The following is a 15472-nucleotide window of genomic DNA, read 5'->3' as shown; positions in this document are numbered from 1 at the left end:
AGGCGCGAAGCTAGGTCGTTCCGCACCGAAATGACAGCGTGCCGGTTAAATGAGCCCCGCTAAAGGACTGGAGGGATCGGCATAGCGCCGCTTGCCCATCCGCCCCGCCAGATACGCCATCCGTCCGGCCTCGACCCCAGCCTTCATCGCCGCCGCCATCAGAATGGGGTCCTTCGCCTCGGCGATCGCGGTGTTCATCAGCACGCCGTCGCAGCCCAGTTCCATGGCCAGCGCGGCGTCCGACGCGGTGCCGACCCCGGCGTCGACGATCACCGGTACAGTGGCCCCCTCGACGATCAGGCGAATCGTCACCTGATTTTGGATGCCTAGACCCGATCCGATTGGCGCGCCGAGCGGCATCACCGCCACTGCTCCCGCATTTTCCAGCCGCTTCGCCGCAATCGGATCATCGACGCAGTAAACCATCGGCAGGAAGCCTTCCTTGGCCAGCACTTCGGTGGCGCGGAGTGTCTCGACCATGTCGGGATAGAGCGTCTTGGCCTCGCCCAGCACTTCCAGCTTCACCAGATCCCAGCCGCCCGCCTCGCGCGCCAGGCGGAGCGTGCGAATCGCCGATTCGGCGTCGAAACACCCCGCCGTGTTCGGCAGATAGGTCACCTTCTTGGGGTCGATGAAATCGGTCAGCATCGGCGCGTTGCGGTCGGACACATTAACGCGTCGTACCGCAACCGTAACGATCTCGGCACCGGAGGCCTCGAGCGCCGCTGCATTCTGCGCGAAGTCCTTATATTTGCCGGTACCGACGATCAGCCGCGACCGGAACGTACGCCCTGCGACGGTCCAGGTATCGGCCTTCACTGCAGGTGGGTGGTCGCCGCCACCGACGAAATGGACGATCTCGAGTTCATCGCCATCCTCAACCATCACCTGCGCCAGCGTCGAGCGCGGCACCACCGCCAGATTGCGTTCGACCGCGACCTTTTCCGGCAGCAGGCCAAGATCGGCGGCAAGATCGGCAAGGCTGAGCCCCGCGCGCACGCGGCGATGCTCGCCATTGAGCTGGATGGTCAGGGTTCCGTCGGTATGGGGCATGTTTGACCGGGGATAATCCCCGCCTCCGTTCGGGCTTAGCGTGTCGAAACCCTGTCCTTCCTCACCCGTGGGAGGACGAACAGCCCTTCGACAAGCTCAGGGCGAACGGGCTATGGATGCCCATCACCTAGGCGTCTGCCCAGCGTCATTCAACCGGAAGACTCACCCGATGCGCGAAACCATCTTCGTTCTCAACGGCCCGAACTTGAACCTGCTCGGCACGCGCGAGCCCGAAATCTACGGCCACGACACGCTCGACGACATCGCCGGCCAGTTGGAGGATCGCGCGCGAGAACTCGGGTTCGACATCGATCTACGCCAGTCCAACCATGAAGGGCATTTGATCGATTGGTTGCACGAGGCGCAGGCGCTGCCTGCCAAGGCGGTGCTGCTCAACGCCGCGGCTTTCACCCACACCTCGATCGCGCTGTACGATGCGATCAAAGCGATCCGCACGCCGGTGATCGAAGTCCATCTTTCCAACCCGCACGCGCGCGAAGCTTTTCGCCATATCAGCCGTATCTCCCCCGTGGCGAAGGGCACGATCTGCGGCTTTGGGACGCTTTCGTATCTGCTGGCGCTTGAAGCGGCGGCGCGTCTCTGACAGGACGCGTCCCCAATAAGGGAGATTAGGGTCGCATGGCCGAAGACAAACACAATGACGCAATGCGGATCGATGTCGATCTGGTGCGTCAGCTCGCGCAGCTGCTGGATGACACGCAGCTGACGGAAATCGAAGTCGAGGATGGCGGTCGCAAGATTCGCATCGCGCGCAAGGCCGCTGCCGTAGCCGCAGCGGTGCAGTATGCCCCCGCCCCCGCAGCCGCCCCGGCTGCCTCGACCACCGCATCGGCGGAAATCGTCACCGCGCCGCAAGCCGCGTTCAATGCGGTCAAATCGCCGATGGTCGGCACCGCCTATCTGGCCCCCAATCCCGAGGCGAAGCCCTTCGTCAGCGTTGGTGACAAGGTTGCCGCAGGCGATACGCTGCTGATCGTCGAGGCGATGAAGGTGATGAATCCCATTCTCGCGCCAAGCGCGGGCACCGTGAAGGCCGTGCTGGTCGAGAGCGGCCAGCCGGTCGAGTTCGACCAACCCCTCGTCGTGGTGGAATGATCGCCACCACCCCGTTCGGGCTGAGCTTGTCGAAGCCCTGCCCTCCTCTCGCACCCGCTCGCCTGAGCCGGGCAGCTTTTCGACAGGCTCAGGGCGAACGGTGCCTCGGGTCTGCGGATTGGACAGTTACGAATGCCTGAAATCAAGAAGCTCCTGATCGCGAATCGCGGCGAGATCGCGCTGCGCATCCACCGCGCGTGCCATGAGATGGGTATCCAGACCGTCGCGGTGCATTCGACCGCCGACAGCGATGCGATGCACGTGCGACTCGCCGATCAGGCGATCTGCATCGGACCGCCGAGTGCTGCCGAAAGCTATCTCAACATCCCCAACATCATTTCCGCCGCCGAGATTTCGGGCGCGGACGCGATCCATCCGGGCTACGGTTTCCTAAGCGAAAACGCCAAGTTCGCCGAGATCGTCGAGGCGCACGACATCATCTTCGTCGGCCCCAAACCCGAACATATCCGCACCATGGGCGACAAGATCGAGGCCAAGCGCACCGCAGGCGCGCTCGGCCTGCCGCTGGTGCCGGGTTCGGCCGGGCCGATCAGCGATCTGGCCGAGGCCAAGGAAATCGCAGCGGCAGCGGGCTACCCCGTCATCATCAAGGCGGCGTCCGGCGGTGGTGGCCGCGGCATGAAGGTCTGCACCTCCGAGGATCAGCTCGAAACGCTGATGCAGCAGGCCGGCAGCGAGGCGAAGGCCGCGTTTGGCGATGCGACCGTCTATCTCGAAAAATATCTCGGCAACCCGCGCCACATCGAATTTCAGGTGTTCGGCGACGGCAATGGCAACGCCATCCATCTGGGTGAGCGCGACTGCTCGCTCCAGCGCCGCCACCAGAAGGTGCTCGAAGAAGCCCCCTCGCCCGTGCTGGGCGAAGAGGACCGCGCGCGCATGGGCGGCATCTGCGCCAAGGCGATGGCCGATATGGGCTATCGCGGTGCCGGCACGATCGAATTCCTGTGGGAAAATGGCGAGTTCTATTTCATCGAAATGAACACGCGCCTGCAGGTCGAACATCCCGTGACCGAGGCGATCACCGGGCTCGATCTGGTGCGCGAACAGATCCGCATCGCCGAGGGCCATGGCCTGACGCTCCGGCAGGAAGACGTGCAGTTCCGCGGCCACGCCATCGAATGCCGCATCAATGCCGAGGATCCGCGCACCTTCGCGCCGTCGCCCGGCCTGGTGAAGGCGTATCACGCGCCCGGCGGCATGAACGTCCGCGTCGATAGCGGGCTGTATGCCGGTTACCGCGTGCCGCCTTATTACGATTCGATGATCGCCAAACTGATCGTCTACGGCACCACCCGCGCCGGCGCGATCCGCCGCCTGCGCCGCGCGCTCGAGGAGTTCGTGATCGAAGGCCCGACGACGACCATCCCGCTACACCAGGCCTTGATCGAGGATCCCGACTTCCAGGACGGAAACTATACGATCAAGTGGCTCGAAGAATGGCTGGCGCGTAACGAGAGCTAAAAACGGGCCTGCACGAGCGCGGGGGCGGCGAATCGAGGCCGCCCCCGCCACTGCGCAACCGGTGCAGCGGCGCAAAAATGTCGGTTTGATGCTGGATGGGGTGACGCCGCCGCCCACGCTCGCTAAAGCCGCGCCATGACCGACATCACCCCAGAGATCGTCGCCCAGCACGGGCTGTCCCCTGAAGAATATGAGCGTGTCCTGCACGCGATGGGCCGCGAGCCCAATCTGACCGAGCTTGGCATTTTCTCGGTCATGTGGTCCGAGCATTGCTCGTATAAATCCAGCCGCATCCATTTGAAAAAGCTGCCGACCACCGGCCCGCAAGTGATTTGCGGCCCCGGCGAGAATGCCGGCGTGGTCGACATTGGCGATGGCCAGGCGGCGATCTTCAAGATGGAGAGCCACAACCACCCGTCCTATATCGAGCCTTATCAGGGCGCAGCGACCGGCGTTGGTGGCATTTTGCGCGACGTCTTTACGATGGGCGCGCGGCCCGTCGCCAACCTCAACGCGCTGCGCTTCGGTCGGCCCGATCATCCCAAGATGCGCCACCTCATTTCGGGCGTTGTGCATGGCATTGGCGGCTACGGCAATTGCGTTGGCGTGCCGACGGTTGGCGGCGAAGTGAACTTTCACTCCTCCTATGACGGCAACATCCTCGTCAACGCGATGACGGTCGGCGTCGCGGAGACCGACAAGATCTTCTATTCGGCGGCGTCGGGCATCGGAAATTCGATCGTCTATGTCGGCTCCAAGACCGGTCGCGACGGCATCCACGGTGCAACGATGGCGTCGGCCGATTTCTCCGAGGAGACCGGCGACAAGCGTCCGACCGTGCAGGTCGGTGATCCCTTTACCGAGAAGCTGTTGATCGAAGCCTGTCTTGAACTGATGGCCTCGGACGCGATCGTCGCGATCCAGGACATGGGTGCCGCCGGTCTCACTTCTTCCTCGGTCGAAATGGCGTCCAAGGGCGGCGTCGGCATCGAACTCAACATGAATGCGGTGCCGCAGCGCGAAACCGGCATGACGCCCTATGAGATGATGCTGAGCGAGAGCCAGGAGCGGATGCTCATGGTGCTGAAGCCCGGCCGTGAGGATTTCGCCGAAGCCATCTTCCGCAAATGGGAGCTGGATTTCGCGGTCATCGGCCACGTCACCGATACCGGCCACATGGTGCTGACCTTCAATGGCGAGACGGTTGCCGACATCCCGCTCGCCCCGCTCGCCGACGAGGCACCGCTCTACGATCGCCCCGCGGCTTCGAAGGAAGAGTATCAGGCCTGGGCCAAGGTCAGGCCGCTGGGCGAGATCCCCGACTCGACCGACGTCGCTGCGGATCTGCTGACGCTGATGGGCTCGCCCGACATCGCGTCGCGCCGGTGGATTTACGAGCAATATGATACGCAAGTTGGCGCGGACACGGTCCAGCGCCCGGGCGGCGACGCCGCCGTCGTGCGCGTCCACGGCACGCAAAAGGGGCTGGCGATGAGCACCGATTGCACGCCGCGCTATTGCTATGCCGATCCTTATGAAGGCGGCAAGCAGGCGATCGCCGAATGCTATCGCAATCTGTCGGCGGTCGGCGCGACGCCGCTTGCCGTCACCAATTGCCTCAACTTCGCCAACCCGCAGCGCCCCGAAATCATGGCGCAGTTCGTCGGTTGTCTCGATGGCATGGGCGACGCCTGCCGTGCGCTCGACTTTCCGATCGTGTCGGGCAACGTCTCGCTGTACAATGAGAGCAAGGCGACCGGCGGCGGCTCGGCGATCCTGCCGACCCCCGCGATCGGCGCGATCGGGCTGCTGGCCGACTGGTCGAAATCCGCGACCATCGCATTCAAGGGCACCGGCGACGTCATCGTGCTGATCGGCGAACGCTCGGGCCATCTCGGGCAGTCGCTATGGCTGCGCGAAGTCCATGGTCGCGAGGAAGGTGCGCCACCCACGGTCGACCTCGAAGCCGAGCGCCGCAACAGCGAGTTCGTCCGTGCGCATATCGCCAAGGGCGCGCTCACCGCAGTGCACGACGTGTCCGACGGCGGCATTGCCGTGACGGTCGCCGAGATGGCACTGGCGGGCAATATCGGTGCGATGCTGCACGCTCCGCTGCCATGCGGGGTCGCTTGTGCGCTGTTCGGCGAGGACCAGGGCCTGTATGTCGCCACCGTCGCCGACCATCTGCTGCTCGAGACGCTGACCGCAGCGGATGCGGCGGGCGTCGAGATCGAACGAATCGGGCGCACCATCGCCAATCGCCTGATCTTCGAACTGCCCGACGATGACTATGTCGTCACGCTCGCCGATCTGCGCGCAGCGCACGAGGGCTTCTTCCCGAAATTGATGGGCGACGTCGCTCCGGTCGAGAGCTGAAACTTCTTGTGAGAATGGATCGCAACAGCGCTTGCGATCCATTCTCATTAGCGATACAGCATGGGTTCCGAAGGGAGAATCCATGGTCGTCTGCATCTGCAATGCCATCCGTGAACGCGATGTCCGCGCTGCCGCACGCAGCGGGTCACGGACTGCGTGCCAAGCGTATCGGGCGATGGGCTGTCAGGCGAAATGTGGCCAATGCGTGCCCGTTGCCCGCGCCATTATCGACGAAGAGCGCGCCGTCGCCTAAGATCGTCCGCGAACCGCAAAAAGGACGTATAAATGCAGGGCGATATCAAGGTCATCGAGTATCTTAACGAGGCACTCAAAAACGAACTGACCGCGATAAACCAATATTGGCTGCATTATCGGCTGTTCGATCATTGGGGCGTACGCAAGCTCGCGGCTTTCGAGCGCCACGAATCGATCGACGAGATGAAGCATGCCGACTGGCTGTCGGAGCGCATCCTTTTCCTCGATGGCCTGCCCAATTTCCAGATGCTCGGTCGCCTGCGCATCGGCGAGACCGTTGAGGAAGTCCTCAAGGCCGATCTCGCGCTCGAGATGGACGCGCTTCCGCTTCTGCGCGACGCGATCGAGCATTGCGAGAAGGTCCGTGACTATGTCAGCCGCGACCTGTTCCGCCGCATCCTCGACAGCGAGGAAGAGCATGTCGACACGCTCGAACGCCAGTTTGAGATGATCGCGCGCATGGGCATCGAAAATTACGTCCAGCTGCAGAGCAAGCCTGCCGACGACGAGGGGTAAACCCTCGTCCGCATTACCCCCTCCCGCTCGGGAGGGGGCTTACTCCACCCCGTTCCACGCGCCGAACACGTCGATCATTTGCGGCGTCAACCAGCCGAAATGGTAGTTCAGCATATAGAGCGACCACAGGATCGTCGCGACGATGGTTACGCGGATCGCGACCTTGCGCGGATGGAACTCGTGCGGGGCGCTCTCCGCCTGGCCGGGGACGCGTTCGACCCCGGCCTCGTCGCTGGTCTTGACCCCGAAGGGCAAGACGAAGAACACCGAGAACGCCCAGAACAGGAAATAAATCGCCAGCGCCGAGGTCCACCGCATGTCGGTCAGGCCTCGATCAGCAGCACGTCGACATTGGGCTTCTTGCCGGTCCAGCGCGTCGCGACCTTGCGCGCGGCCAGCCGGATGTTCTCGCGCAGTTTCTCGCGGTCGCGCCCGTTCTGCTTGGCGGCGGCGATGACGGCATCGACCGTCTCCTCCAGGAACGGATCGCGGTCTTCCTCGACCGGAATGCCCTGGATGCGCACTTGCGGCGTGCCGATCAGCCCGCGCGACCCAATCGCCACCGCGACCGAAATCTGCCCGTTGATCGCCAGCTTACGGCGTTCGTTGATCGTCTGGCCGTCCCCCGGCAGGATTACGTCGCCATCGAGCACGAGCCGTCCGACCGGAGCATTGCCGATCTTGGTCGGTGCGCCAGGAGCCAGCCGGATGATGTCGCCATTGGTCTGCACAAGCGCACGCGGCACGCCTTCGGACAGGCCGAAGCGCGCTTGCTCCATCAAATGCCGCATTTCGCCATGCACCGGCATCAGCAACTCGGGCTTCATCCAGCGATACATTTGCAGCAGCTCCGGGCGACCCGGATGGCCAGACACGTGCACATGCGCCTGGCGGTCGGTGATCATGATCACGCCCTTGGCGGCGAGCTGATTCTGGATGCGGCCGATCGCGACTTCATTGCCCGGGATCTGCTTGGACGAGAACACGACTGTGTCCCCGCTATCGAGCGAAATCGGGTGCTGGCCATTGGCGACGCGCGCCAAGGCGGCGCGGTCTTCGCCCTGCCCGCCGGTCGCTACCACCAGCACCTTGTCACGCGGCAACCGCATCGCCGCCTCGGCATCGATCGTGTCGGGGAAATCCTTGAGATACCCCGTAGCGCGCGCAACCTTCAGGATGCGATCGAGCGAGCGCCCCTGTACGCTGAGCTGGCGTCCCGTCTCGCGTGCGACCACGCCAAGCGTGTGCAACCGTGCCGCGTTCGACGCGAACGAGGTTACCATTACGCGGCCCTTGGCCTGGCTGATAACGCCCATCAGGCCCGACAGCACATCGCTCTCCGACCCCGAAGCCTCGGCATTGAACACGTTCGTGGAATCGCAGACGAGCGCCAGAATGCCGCCATTACCGATCGCCTCGAGCGCCTCCGGCGAGGTGGGATGGCCGATCACCGGAGCCGCATCGAGCTTCCAGTCGCCGGTGTGGAACACCCGGCCATATGGGGTATCGATCAGCAGCGCGCTCGCCTCGGGAATCGAGTGCGACAGCGGCACGAAGGTCACGCCGAACGGCCCGAGATCGACCTTGGTGTCGGGCTTGATGACCTTCAGCTTGACCCGGTTGGCATTGCCTTCTTCCTCGAGCTTGCCGCGGATCAGCCCGGCGGTGAACGCCGTTGCATAAAGCGGCACGCCCAGATCTTCGGCCAGATACGGCAACGCGCCGATATGGTCTTCATGGCCGTGCGTCAGCACGATGCCGACCAGATCGTCGAGACGCTCCTCGATGAATTGCAGATCAGGCAGGATCACGTCGATGCCGGGATATTGCGGATCGGCAAAGGTGATGCCGCAATCGACCATCAACCACTTGCCGTTGCAGCCGTAGAGATTGACGTTCATGCCGATTTCGCCCGACCCGCCAAGGGCCAGGAACAGGAGTTCTTTCTTGGGTGTCGTCACGGAGGTGTCTGTTCTTTCAAAGATGGTCGCGCGAACGCGAACCGGGGGATGTGCGCGGTCAGGCGCGGAATTTCGTAGAGATCGGGGAAGCGGGGCACCGCACAACCACAGGGTTCTGGCGGAGGCGCACGCACGCTGACTCTAGGACGCTATATGGGCGCGATCCCACAAAATCGCCAGCCCCTGAATTGTAAGGTCGGGTTCGACCATGTCGAACATAGTGGTATGCTGCTCGAACAGGATCGCGAGGCCTCCCGTCGCGATGACGCGCACGGGACGCCCAACCTCCGCCTTCATCCGCGCAACCAGCCCCTCGATCATGGCGACATAGCCCCAGAAGATGCCGATCTGCATCTGGCTGACGGTGTCCCGACCGATCACGCTTGTCGACGCAGGCGCTTCGATCGCGATGCGCGGAAGCTTGGCTGCAGCGGTAACCAGCGCATCGAGCGACAGGTTGATGCCCGGCGCGATGATGCCGCCTTTATAGGCACCGCTATAGTCGACTAGGTCGAGCGTCGTCGCGGTGCCGAAATCGATCACGATCAAATCGCCACTGTGCAACGCGTGCGCCGCGATCATGGTGACGGCGCGGTCGGCCCCGACGCTGCGCGGCTCGTCGACATCGAGCGCCATGCCCCATTCGACCGGTGGCTCGCCGGCAATCAGTGGCTCGCCGCCGAAATATTTGCGCGCCAGCGTTTGCAAATTGTGCAGCGCACGCGGGACTACGGTAGCGATGATGACACCGGTCACCTCGCTCCGATCATAACCTTCCAGCGTCAGCAACTGGCTCAGCCACACCGCATATTCGTCGGCGGTGCGGCGCGGGTCGGTCGCGATACGCCAGCGCGCCTTGATCGTGCGGCCCTGGACCAGCGCGAAGACGACATTGGTGTTACCGGCATCGATCGCGAGCAACATGGGCGTAGAGCCTCTCACAGCAGAAAAACGTCACCAGCGTGAATGACACGGGCCGCGCCATCCGCCAAGCGCAGGATAAGGGCACCGTCCTCGCCCAGCCCGTCGAACAAGCCGTCCACCGCCGTGCCATCGGCGAGACGCGCGGTCAGCGCGGTACCTGGGCGGTGCGCCCGTTCGATCCAGCGCGCCCGGACGGGCGCAAGCCCCTGCCCTCGCCACAGGCCGAGCCAGCGAGCATACGACTCGGCCAGGGTTTGGGCGAAGTCGGCCGGGTCAACGCCCGCGCCCCGCGCCGCGAGGCTGGTGGCGGCGCGATCGGTATCATCCGGGTAATGGGCAAGATTGACGCCGATCCCCACCACTACCGCGTCATCGGCCCGTTCGAGCAAAATGCCCGAGAGCTTCGCACCCGCAATCAGCAAATCATTGGGCCATTTGATCAGCAGCGCCTCATCCGCCCCCGAAAGGCCAAGATAGGCCCGCACGACCTCGTCCAACGTGACCGCCGCCACCAGCGCCAGCGTTGCGGGCGGCGGATCGCTCGCGCGCACCCGCACCAGCGTCGAACCGTAGAAATTGCCAACCGGCGACACCCACGCCCGCCCTTGCCGCCCGCGCCCGCCAAGCTGTCGCTCGGCACGCAACCACAGCCCCTCGCCTACCCCGGAACGGGCAAGCTGCAGCATGTCGGCGTTGGTCGACCCCGTCTCGGCGACGGTGCGGATCGTAACCGTCAGAACAGCGCCTTGGCGGCGGTGGTGGTCCACACGCCGAGCGTACCCAAGGTCAGCCACCCGACCGGCGAGACGAACAGCGCCGCTAGCGTAACCAGCAGGCTCTCCACCGGCGTGGCGCGACCGCTATAGGCCTCGCCCGGTGCGTCAAAGTACATCACCTTGACCACGCGCAGGTAATAATAGGCACCGATCACCGACGCGACAAAACCTGCGACCGCCAGCGGATACAAACCACCGTGCACTGCGGCGTTGAACACCGCCAGCTTGGCATTGAAGCCCAGCAGCGGCGGGATGCCCGCCAGCGAGAACATGAAGGTCGCCATCGCCAAAGCCAGCGCCGGACGCGAGCGCGACAGGCCCGCCAGGCTGACGATCGTCTCGACCGGTTGCCCCTCGCTATCCTTCATCTGCAGCACCACGATGAAGCTGCCCAGCGTCATCACGACATAGACCGTAAGGTAGAACAGCACTGCCGCCACGCCGTCCTGCGTACCGGCGGCAAGACCGATCAGCACGAAGCCGACATTGTTGATCGACGAATAGGCCAGCAGGCGCTTGACGTTGGTCTGCCCGATCGCCGCAACCGCACCGAAGATGATCGAGGCAAGCGCCGCGAAGATCACGATTTGCCGCCATTGGTCGGTCGCAGGGCCCATTGCCTCGACCGCAACGCGCACCGCCAGCCCGATCGCCGCTACCTTGGGGGCCGAGGCGAAGAACGCCGTCACCGGCGTCGGCGCGCCTTCGTACACGTCGGGGGTCCACATGTGGAACGGCACCGCGCTCATCTTGAACGCCAGCCCGGCAAACACGAACACGAGACCGAAGGTCAATCCAAGCGACTGGCCAGCGCCATAAGCGGTGGCAATCGACGAGAACAACGTGGTCCCGCTGAAGCCATAGACCAGGCTGATGCCGTAAAGCAGGATGCCGCTCGCCAGCGCGCCCAGCACGAAATACTTCAAACCCGCTTCGGCCGAGCGCACATCGCGCCGCATGAAGCTTGCCAGCACATAGGCCGCAAGGCTCTGCAGTTCGAGGCCGACATACAGCGTCAACAGATCGCCCGCCGACACCATCATGCCCATGCCCGCAGCCGACAGCAGGATCAGCACCGGATATTCAGGACGCAGATCGTCGCCGCGACCAATCGCGAAGAAGCGCGGGGCCAGGATAATTGCTACGGCCGACGCGCCATAGATCAGCACTTTGGCAAAGGCGGCAAAGGCATCGGCACGGTACAGCCCACCAAAAGCCGAACCACCCGAAGAAGCGGGGCCCATCAGCGCAATGCCAGCGCCGATCAGCACCGCAACCGATGCCCAGGACACCAACCGGGTGGAGGCTTGTCCACCCCAAGCCGACACCAGCATCAACGCGATCGCGCCAACCGCCAGCACCAGTTCCGGCAAGGTCATCAACAGCGAAGCGTTCATGGCCGTGCCTCCGCATGTTCGGCGGGTGTCGCCAGCGCCTTGCCAGCGGTCGGGAGAGAATCCCCAGCCGGCGCTGCCCGCGCGATCCGCGCCTGCAAGGTCGCCACATCGCCGCGCATGGGCGCAAGGAAGCTCTCAGGGTACACCCCCATCCACAACACAACGGCGGCAATCGGGGCCAGCAACGCAATCTCCCGCAGGCTCAAATCCGGCATGGCGCGGACATCGTCATGGACGATCTCCCCAAACACCACGCGGCGATACAGATACAGCATATAGGCAGCCCCCAGGATGATCCCGGTGGTGCACAGCAAGGTTGCCAGCGTCGACACCCGATACGTCCCGGCCAGCGACAGGAATTCACCGACGAAACCGCTCGTGCCCGGCAAGCCGACCGATGCCATCGTGAAAATCATGAACAGCAGGGCATAGCGCGGCATGTTGATCGCAAGGCCACCATAACGGCTGATCTCGCGGGTGTGCAGCCGGTCATAGATCACGCCGACGCACAGGAACAACGCCGCCGATACCAGACCATGGCTCAGCATGACGATCATCGCGCCCTCCAGACCCTGACGGTTGAAGGCGAACAGGCCGATCGTCACGATCGCCATGTGGGCAACCGAGGAATAGGCGATCAGCTTCTTCATGTCGGACTGCACCAACGCGACCAGCGAGGTGTAGATCACCGCAATCGCCGACAGCGACAGGATCAGCCAGCCGAACTGCGCCGAGGCCTCCGGGAACATCGGCAGCGAGAAGCGCAGGAAGCCGTATCCGCCGAGCTTCAGCAAGACGCCGGCTAGGATCACAGAACCTGCCGTCGGTGCCTGCACGTGCGCATCAGGCAACCAGGTGTGGAACGGCCACATCGGCATCTTCACCGCGAACGACGCGAAGAAAGCGAGCCACAGCCACGGCTGCACGCGCACCGGGAAATCGGTGCCCAGCAGCGTCGGAATGTCGCTGGTGCCCGAATAGCTGACCATCCACAGCATCGCGACGAGCATCAGCAGCGAGCCGAGCAGCGTGTACAGGAAGAACTTGTACGACGCGTAGATGCGGTTCGCGCCGCCCCAGATGCCGATGATCAGGTACATCGGGATCAGACCAGCCTCGAAGAAGATGTAGAACAGGAACATGTCCTGCGCCGCAAACGTGCCGATCATCAGCATTTCGGTGATCAGGAACGCCGCCATATATTCCTGCACGCGCTCCGTGACCGCCACCCAGCTCGCGCCGATGCAGATCGGCATCAGGAACACGCTCAGCATCACCAGCATCAGCGCGAAGCCGTCAATGCCGAGCTTCCAGCTGAACACGCCCAGGCTGCCGGCATTCTCGACGAATTGCCACTGCGGCCCGCCAATGTCGAAATTGGCCCACAGCCCGATCCCGAGCACGAGATCGACCAGCGTGGCAATCAGCGCGATCCAGCGCGCGCCCTGCGCACTGGCAAAGAGACAGGCAATGGCTGCGATCGCCGGGATGGCGAGCATGATCGATAGCATGGGAAGGCCGCTCACTTGCTCGTCGCCCAAATGTTGATCGCCCAGGTCACGGCCCCGGTTAGCCCCAGCAGCATGACGAACGCATAAGTGTATACATATCCCGATTGGACCCTGCCAGCGACGCGCGAGCTCCGTTCGACGATCCACGCGGCACCATCCGGCCCCAGACGATTGATCGTCTTCTCGTCACCACGGTGCCAGAAGAAGCGACCGAGCGCGAAGGCAGGCCTCACGAACAGCAGGTTGTAGAGTTCGTCGAAATACCATTTGTTCAACAGGAACAGGTAGATCGGACGATAGGTCGCCGCCAGCTTACGCGGGGCTTCCGGCGCTCGGATATAGAAGACGTACGCGCCCAGCAGACCGAGCAGCATTGCCGCCGATGCCGACAGTTTCACACCCAGCGGCACCTCGTGCATCGCGTGCATCAGATGCTCGCGGAACGCGATCGCGCCGTGCCAATAGGCCTCGCCTGCGCTCGGCTCGATGAAATAGCCGTGGAATACGAAGCCAGCGAACACCGCACCGATTGACAGCAGGACCAGCGGGACCAGCATCGGGAACGGGCTCTCATGTGGATGATAGCCACCAGTCCCGTCGCTATGCGCCGCATGGCCATGGCCATGATCGGCATGCGCGTGAGCATGGTCGTCGTGACCATGATCGTCATGGCCGTGGCCATGCGCATCGTGCAGCGCGTGCTGAATATGCTCGGATTGCTCCCAGCGCGGCTTGCCCCAGAAGGTCAGGAACATCAGACGCCACGAATAGAAGCTGGTGAGCAACGCAACGATGATACCGACGATCGACGCGCCATGCTGGCCAGCAGCCCAAGCGCCTTCGATGATCGCGTCCTTCGAATGGAAGCCCGCAAAGCCAAAGGCGATCGGATTGCCGAACACCGCCGGAATGCCAACGCCGGTAATCGCCAGCGTTCCCATCATCATGCCCCAGAAGGTCAGCGGGATGTGTTTCCGCAGGCCGCCATAATAGCGCATGTCCTGCTCGTGATGCATCGCATGGATCACAGAACCGGCACCCAGGAACAGCAGCGCCTTGAAGAAAGCGTGCGTGAACAGGTGGAACATCGCCGCGCCATAAGCGCCGCAGCCAGCCGCGAAGAACATGTAGCCGAGCTGCGAACAGGTCGAATAGGCGATCACGCGCTTGATGTCGGTCTGCACCAGCCCGACCGTCGCCGCGAACAGGCAGGTCGCCGCACCGATCGTCATCACGACATGCAGCGCGAAGGGCGAAGTTTCGAACATCGGCGACAGGCGGCACACCATGAACACGCCCGCGGTGACCATCGTCGCCGCGTGGATCAGCGCCGACACCGGGGTCGGACCTTCCATCGCGTCCGGCAACCAGGTGTGCAGACCGAGCTGCGCCGACTTGCCCATCGCACCGACGAACAGCAGCAGGCACAGCAGCGTCATCGTATCGATGCGATAGCCGACGAACCCGATCGTCGAACCCGCCATCCCGGGCGCAAGCCGCAGGATTTCAGGGATCGAGATGGTGTGGAACACCAGATAGGTGCCGAAGATGCCGAGCATGAAACCAAGGTCGCCGACGCGGTTCACGACAAACGCCTTGATCGCGGCGGCATTGGCGCTTGGCTTACGGAACCAGAAGCCGATCAGCAGGTAGGACGCGAGACCCACGCCTTCCCAGCCGAAGAACATCTGGACCAGGTTATCAGCGGTCACCAGCATCAGCATGGCGAAGGTGAACAGCGACAGATAGGCGAAGAAGCGCGGCTGATCCGGGTCCTCATCCATATAGCCCCAGCTATACAGATGTACGAGCGCCGAGACGCTGGTGATCACCACGAGCATCACGGCCGTCAGCGCATCGACGCGCAGCGCCCAGTCGATGCGCATGTCGCCCGAGTGGATCCAGTCGAGCACCGGCGTCACCGTGGCTTCGCCACCGCTCAGATACGGAATGAACACCGTCCAACTCAGCACGGCCGAAACGAACAGCGCGCCCGTCGTCACGATCTTCGGCAGCACCGCCCCGAACGTCTTGTTCGAGAAGCCCGCGACGATCGCCGCCAGCAGCGGCAGGAAAACGATGAAAAGGATCGAAGTCACGTC

Annotated in this window: 14 protein-coding genes; 6 read left to right on the top strand and 8 right to left on the bottom strand. The window is 63.5% G+C overall.

Features of this window, described 5'->3' with window-relative positions:
* Nucleotides 1–45: 45 nt before the first annotated feature.
* Complete coding sequence (gene thiS, locus ACP7BL_RS14650; RefSeq protein WP_137902339.1) at nt 46–1053, bottom strand: sulfur carrier protein ThiS; 1008 nt, start codon at nt 1051–1053, stop codon at nt 46–48.
* Between the two features lie 169 nt (nt 1054–1222).
* On the opposite strand from thiS, the gene aroQ reads away from it, so the two are divergent.
* From aroQ to bfr, 6 genes are all read left to right on the top strand, one after another.
* Entirely contained in the window at nt 1223–1657 is a 435-nt protein-coding gene (gene aroQ / locus ACP7BL_RS14645) for a type II 3-dehydroquinate dehydratase (protein ID WP_033963245.1), read from the top strand.
* Between the two features lie 35 nt (nt 1658–1692).
* The gene (gene accB, locus ACP7BL_RS14640) at nt 1693–2169 is read left to right on the top strand and encodes an acetyl-CoA carboxylase biotin carboxyl carrier protein (protein ID WP_426258687.1); all 477 of its coding nucleotides are present in this window, start codon (nt 1693–1695) and stop codon (nt 2167–2169) included.
* A gap of 132 nt (nt 2170–2301) precedes the next feature.
* Complete coding sequence (gene accC, locus ACP7BL_RS14635; protein WP_033963247.1) at nt 2302–3654, top strand: acetyl-CoA carboxylase biotin carboxylase subunit; 1353 nt, start codon at nt 2302–2304, stop codon at nt 3652–3654.
* Nucleotides 3655–3789: 135 nt separating this feature from the next.
* Nucleotides 3790–6030 (top strand): phosphoribosylformylglycinamidine synthase subunit PurL, encoded by a 2241-nt coding sequence (purL, locus tag ACP7BL_RS14630; protein ID WP_426258686.1) that lies wholly within the window; start codon nt 3790–3792, stop codon nt 6028–6030.
* A gap of 82 nt (nt 6031–6112) precedes the next feature.
* The gene (locus ACP7BL_RS14625; RefSeq protein ID WP_081988574.1) at nt 6113–6283 is read left to right on the top strand and encodes a (2Fe-2S)-binding protein; all 171 of its coding nucleotides are present in this window, start codon (nt 6113–6115) and stop codon (nt 6281–6283) included.
* A gap of 32 nt (nt 6284–6315) precedes the next feature.
* Complete coding sequence (bfr, locus tag ACP7BL_RS14620) at nt 6316–6801, top strand: bacterioferritin (RefSeq protein WP_010402625.1); 486 nt, start codon at nt 6316–6318, stop codon at nt 6799–6801.
* 39 nt (nt 6802–6840) lie between these two features.
* Here the strand turns inward: bfr and ACP7BL_RS14615 are convergent, their stop codons facing one another.
* The 7 genes from ACP7BL_RS14615 to nuoL form a co-directional block, all read right to left on the bottom strand.
* Nucleotides 6841–7119 carry a DUF1467 family protein gene (locus ACP7BL_RS14615; protein WP_010402623.1) on the bottom strand — a complete coding sequence of 93 codons (279 nt, stop codon included), beginning with the start codon at nt 7117–7119 and terminating at the stop codon, nt 6841–6843.
* Between the two features lie 5 nt (nt 7120–7124).
* The gene (locus ACP7BL_RS14610) at nt 7125–8702 is read right to left on the bottom strand and encodes a ribonuclease J (RefSeq protein WP_426258707.1); all 1578 of its coding nucleotides are present in this window, start codon (nt 8700–8702) and stop codon (nt 7125–7127) included.
* Nucleotides 8703–8903: 201 nt separating this feature from the next.
* Entirely contained in the window at nt 8904–9686 is a 783-nt protein-coding gene (locus ACP7BL_RS14605; RefSeq protein ID WP_126847294.1) for a type III pantothenate kinase, read from the bottom strand.
* Nucleotides 9687–9700: 14 nt separating this feature from the next.
* Nucleotides 9701–10411 carry a biotin--[acetyl-CoA-carboxylase] ligase gene (locus ACP7BL_RS14600; RefSeq protein ID WP_426258706.1) on the bottom strand — a complete coding sequence of 237 codons (711 nt, stop codon included), beginning with the start codon at nt 10409–10411 and terminating at the stop codon, nt 9701–9703.
* Between the two features lie 8 nt (nt 10412–10419).
* A complete protein-coding gene (gene nuoN / locus ACP7BL_RS14595) occupies nt 10420–11859 on the bottom strand; it encodes an NADH-quinone oxidoreductase subunit NuoN (RefSeq protein WP_426258685.1) in 1440 nt (479 codons plus the stop codon).
* A complete protein-coding gene (locus tag ACP7BL_RS14590) occupies nt 11856–13385 on the bottom strand; it encodes an NADH-quinone oxidoreductase subunit M (protein WP_426258684.1) in 1530 nt (509 codons plus the stop codon). The genes nuoN and ACP7BL_RS14590 overlap by 4 nt, the downstream gene beginning before the upstream one ends.
* A complete protein-coding gene (gene nuoL, locus ACP7BL_RS14585) occupies nt 13382–15469 on the bottom strand; it encodes an NADH-quinone oxidoreductase subunit L (protein WP_426258683.1) in 2088 nt (695 codons plus the stop codon). The genes ACP7BL_RS14590 and nuoL overlap by 4 nt, the downstream gene beginning before the upstream one ends.
* Between the last annotated feature and the right edge of the window lie 3 nt (nt 15470–15472).

The organism is Sphingomonas sp. DC1600-2 (assembly GCF_049897605.1).
GTDB lineage: Bacteria > Pseudomonadota > Alphaproteobacteria > Sphingomonadales > Sphingomonadaceae > Sphingomonas.
The sequence above is the reverse complement of the archived record's forward strand: the minus strand, read 5'-3'. Positions and strand labels throughout refer to the sequence as shown.

Bases quoted from the DNA above. Each gene is read 5' to 3' on its own strand.
- thiS (WP_137902339.1), bottom strand. From the start codon at position 1,053: ATGCCCCATACCGACGGAACCCTGACCATCCAGCTCAATGGCGAGCAT.
- aroQ (WP_033963245.1), top strand. From the start codon at position 1,223: ATGCGCGAAACCATCTTCGTTCTCAACGGCCCGAACTTGAACCTGCTC.
- accB (WP_426258687.1), top strand. From the start codon at position 1,693: ATGGCCGAAGACAAACACAATGACGCAATGCGGATCGATGTCGATCTG.
- accC (WP_033963247.1), top strand. From the start codon at position 2,302: ATGCCTGAAATCAAGAAGCTCCTGATCGCGAATCGCGGCGAGATCGCG.
- purL (WP_426258686.1), top strand. From the start codon at position 3,790: ATGACCGACATCACCCCAGAGATCGTCGCCCAGCACGGGCTGTCCCCT.
- ACP7BL_RS14625 (WP_081988574.1), top strand. From the start codon at position 6,113: ATGGTCGTCTGCATCTGCAATGCCATCCGTGAACGCGATGTCCGCGCT.
- bfr (WP_010402625.1), top strand. From the start codon at position 6,316: ATGCAGGGCGATATCAAGGTCATCGAGTATCTTAACGAGGCACTCAAA.
- ACP7BL_RS14615 (WP_010402623.1), bottom strand. From the start codon at position 7,119: ATGCGGTGGACCTCGGCGCTGGCGATTTATTTCCTGTTCTGGGCGTTC.
- ACP7BL_RS14610 (WP_426258707.1), bottom strand. From the start codon at position 8,702: ATGAACGTCAATCTCTACGGCTGCAACGGCAAGTGGTTGATGGTCGAT.
- ACP7BL_RS14605 (WP_126847294.1), bottom strand. From the start codon at position 9,686: ATGTTGCTCGCGATCGATGCCGGTAACACCAATGTCGTCTTCGCGCTG.
- nuoN (WP_426258685.1), bottom strand. From the start codon at position 11,859: ATGAACGCTTCGCTGTTGATGACCTTGCCGGAACTGGTGCTGGCGGTT.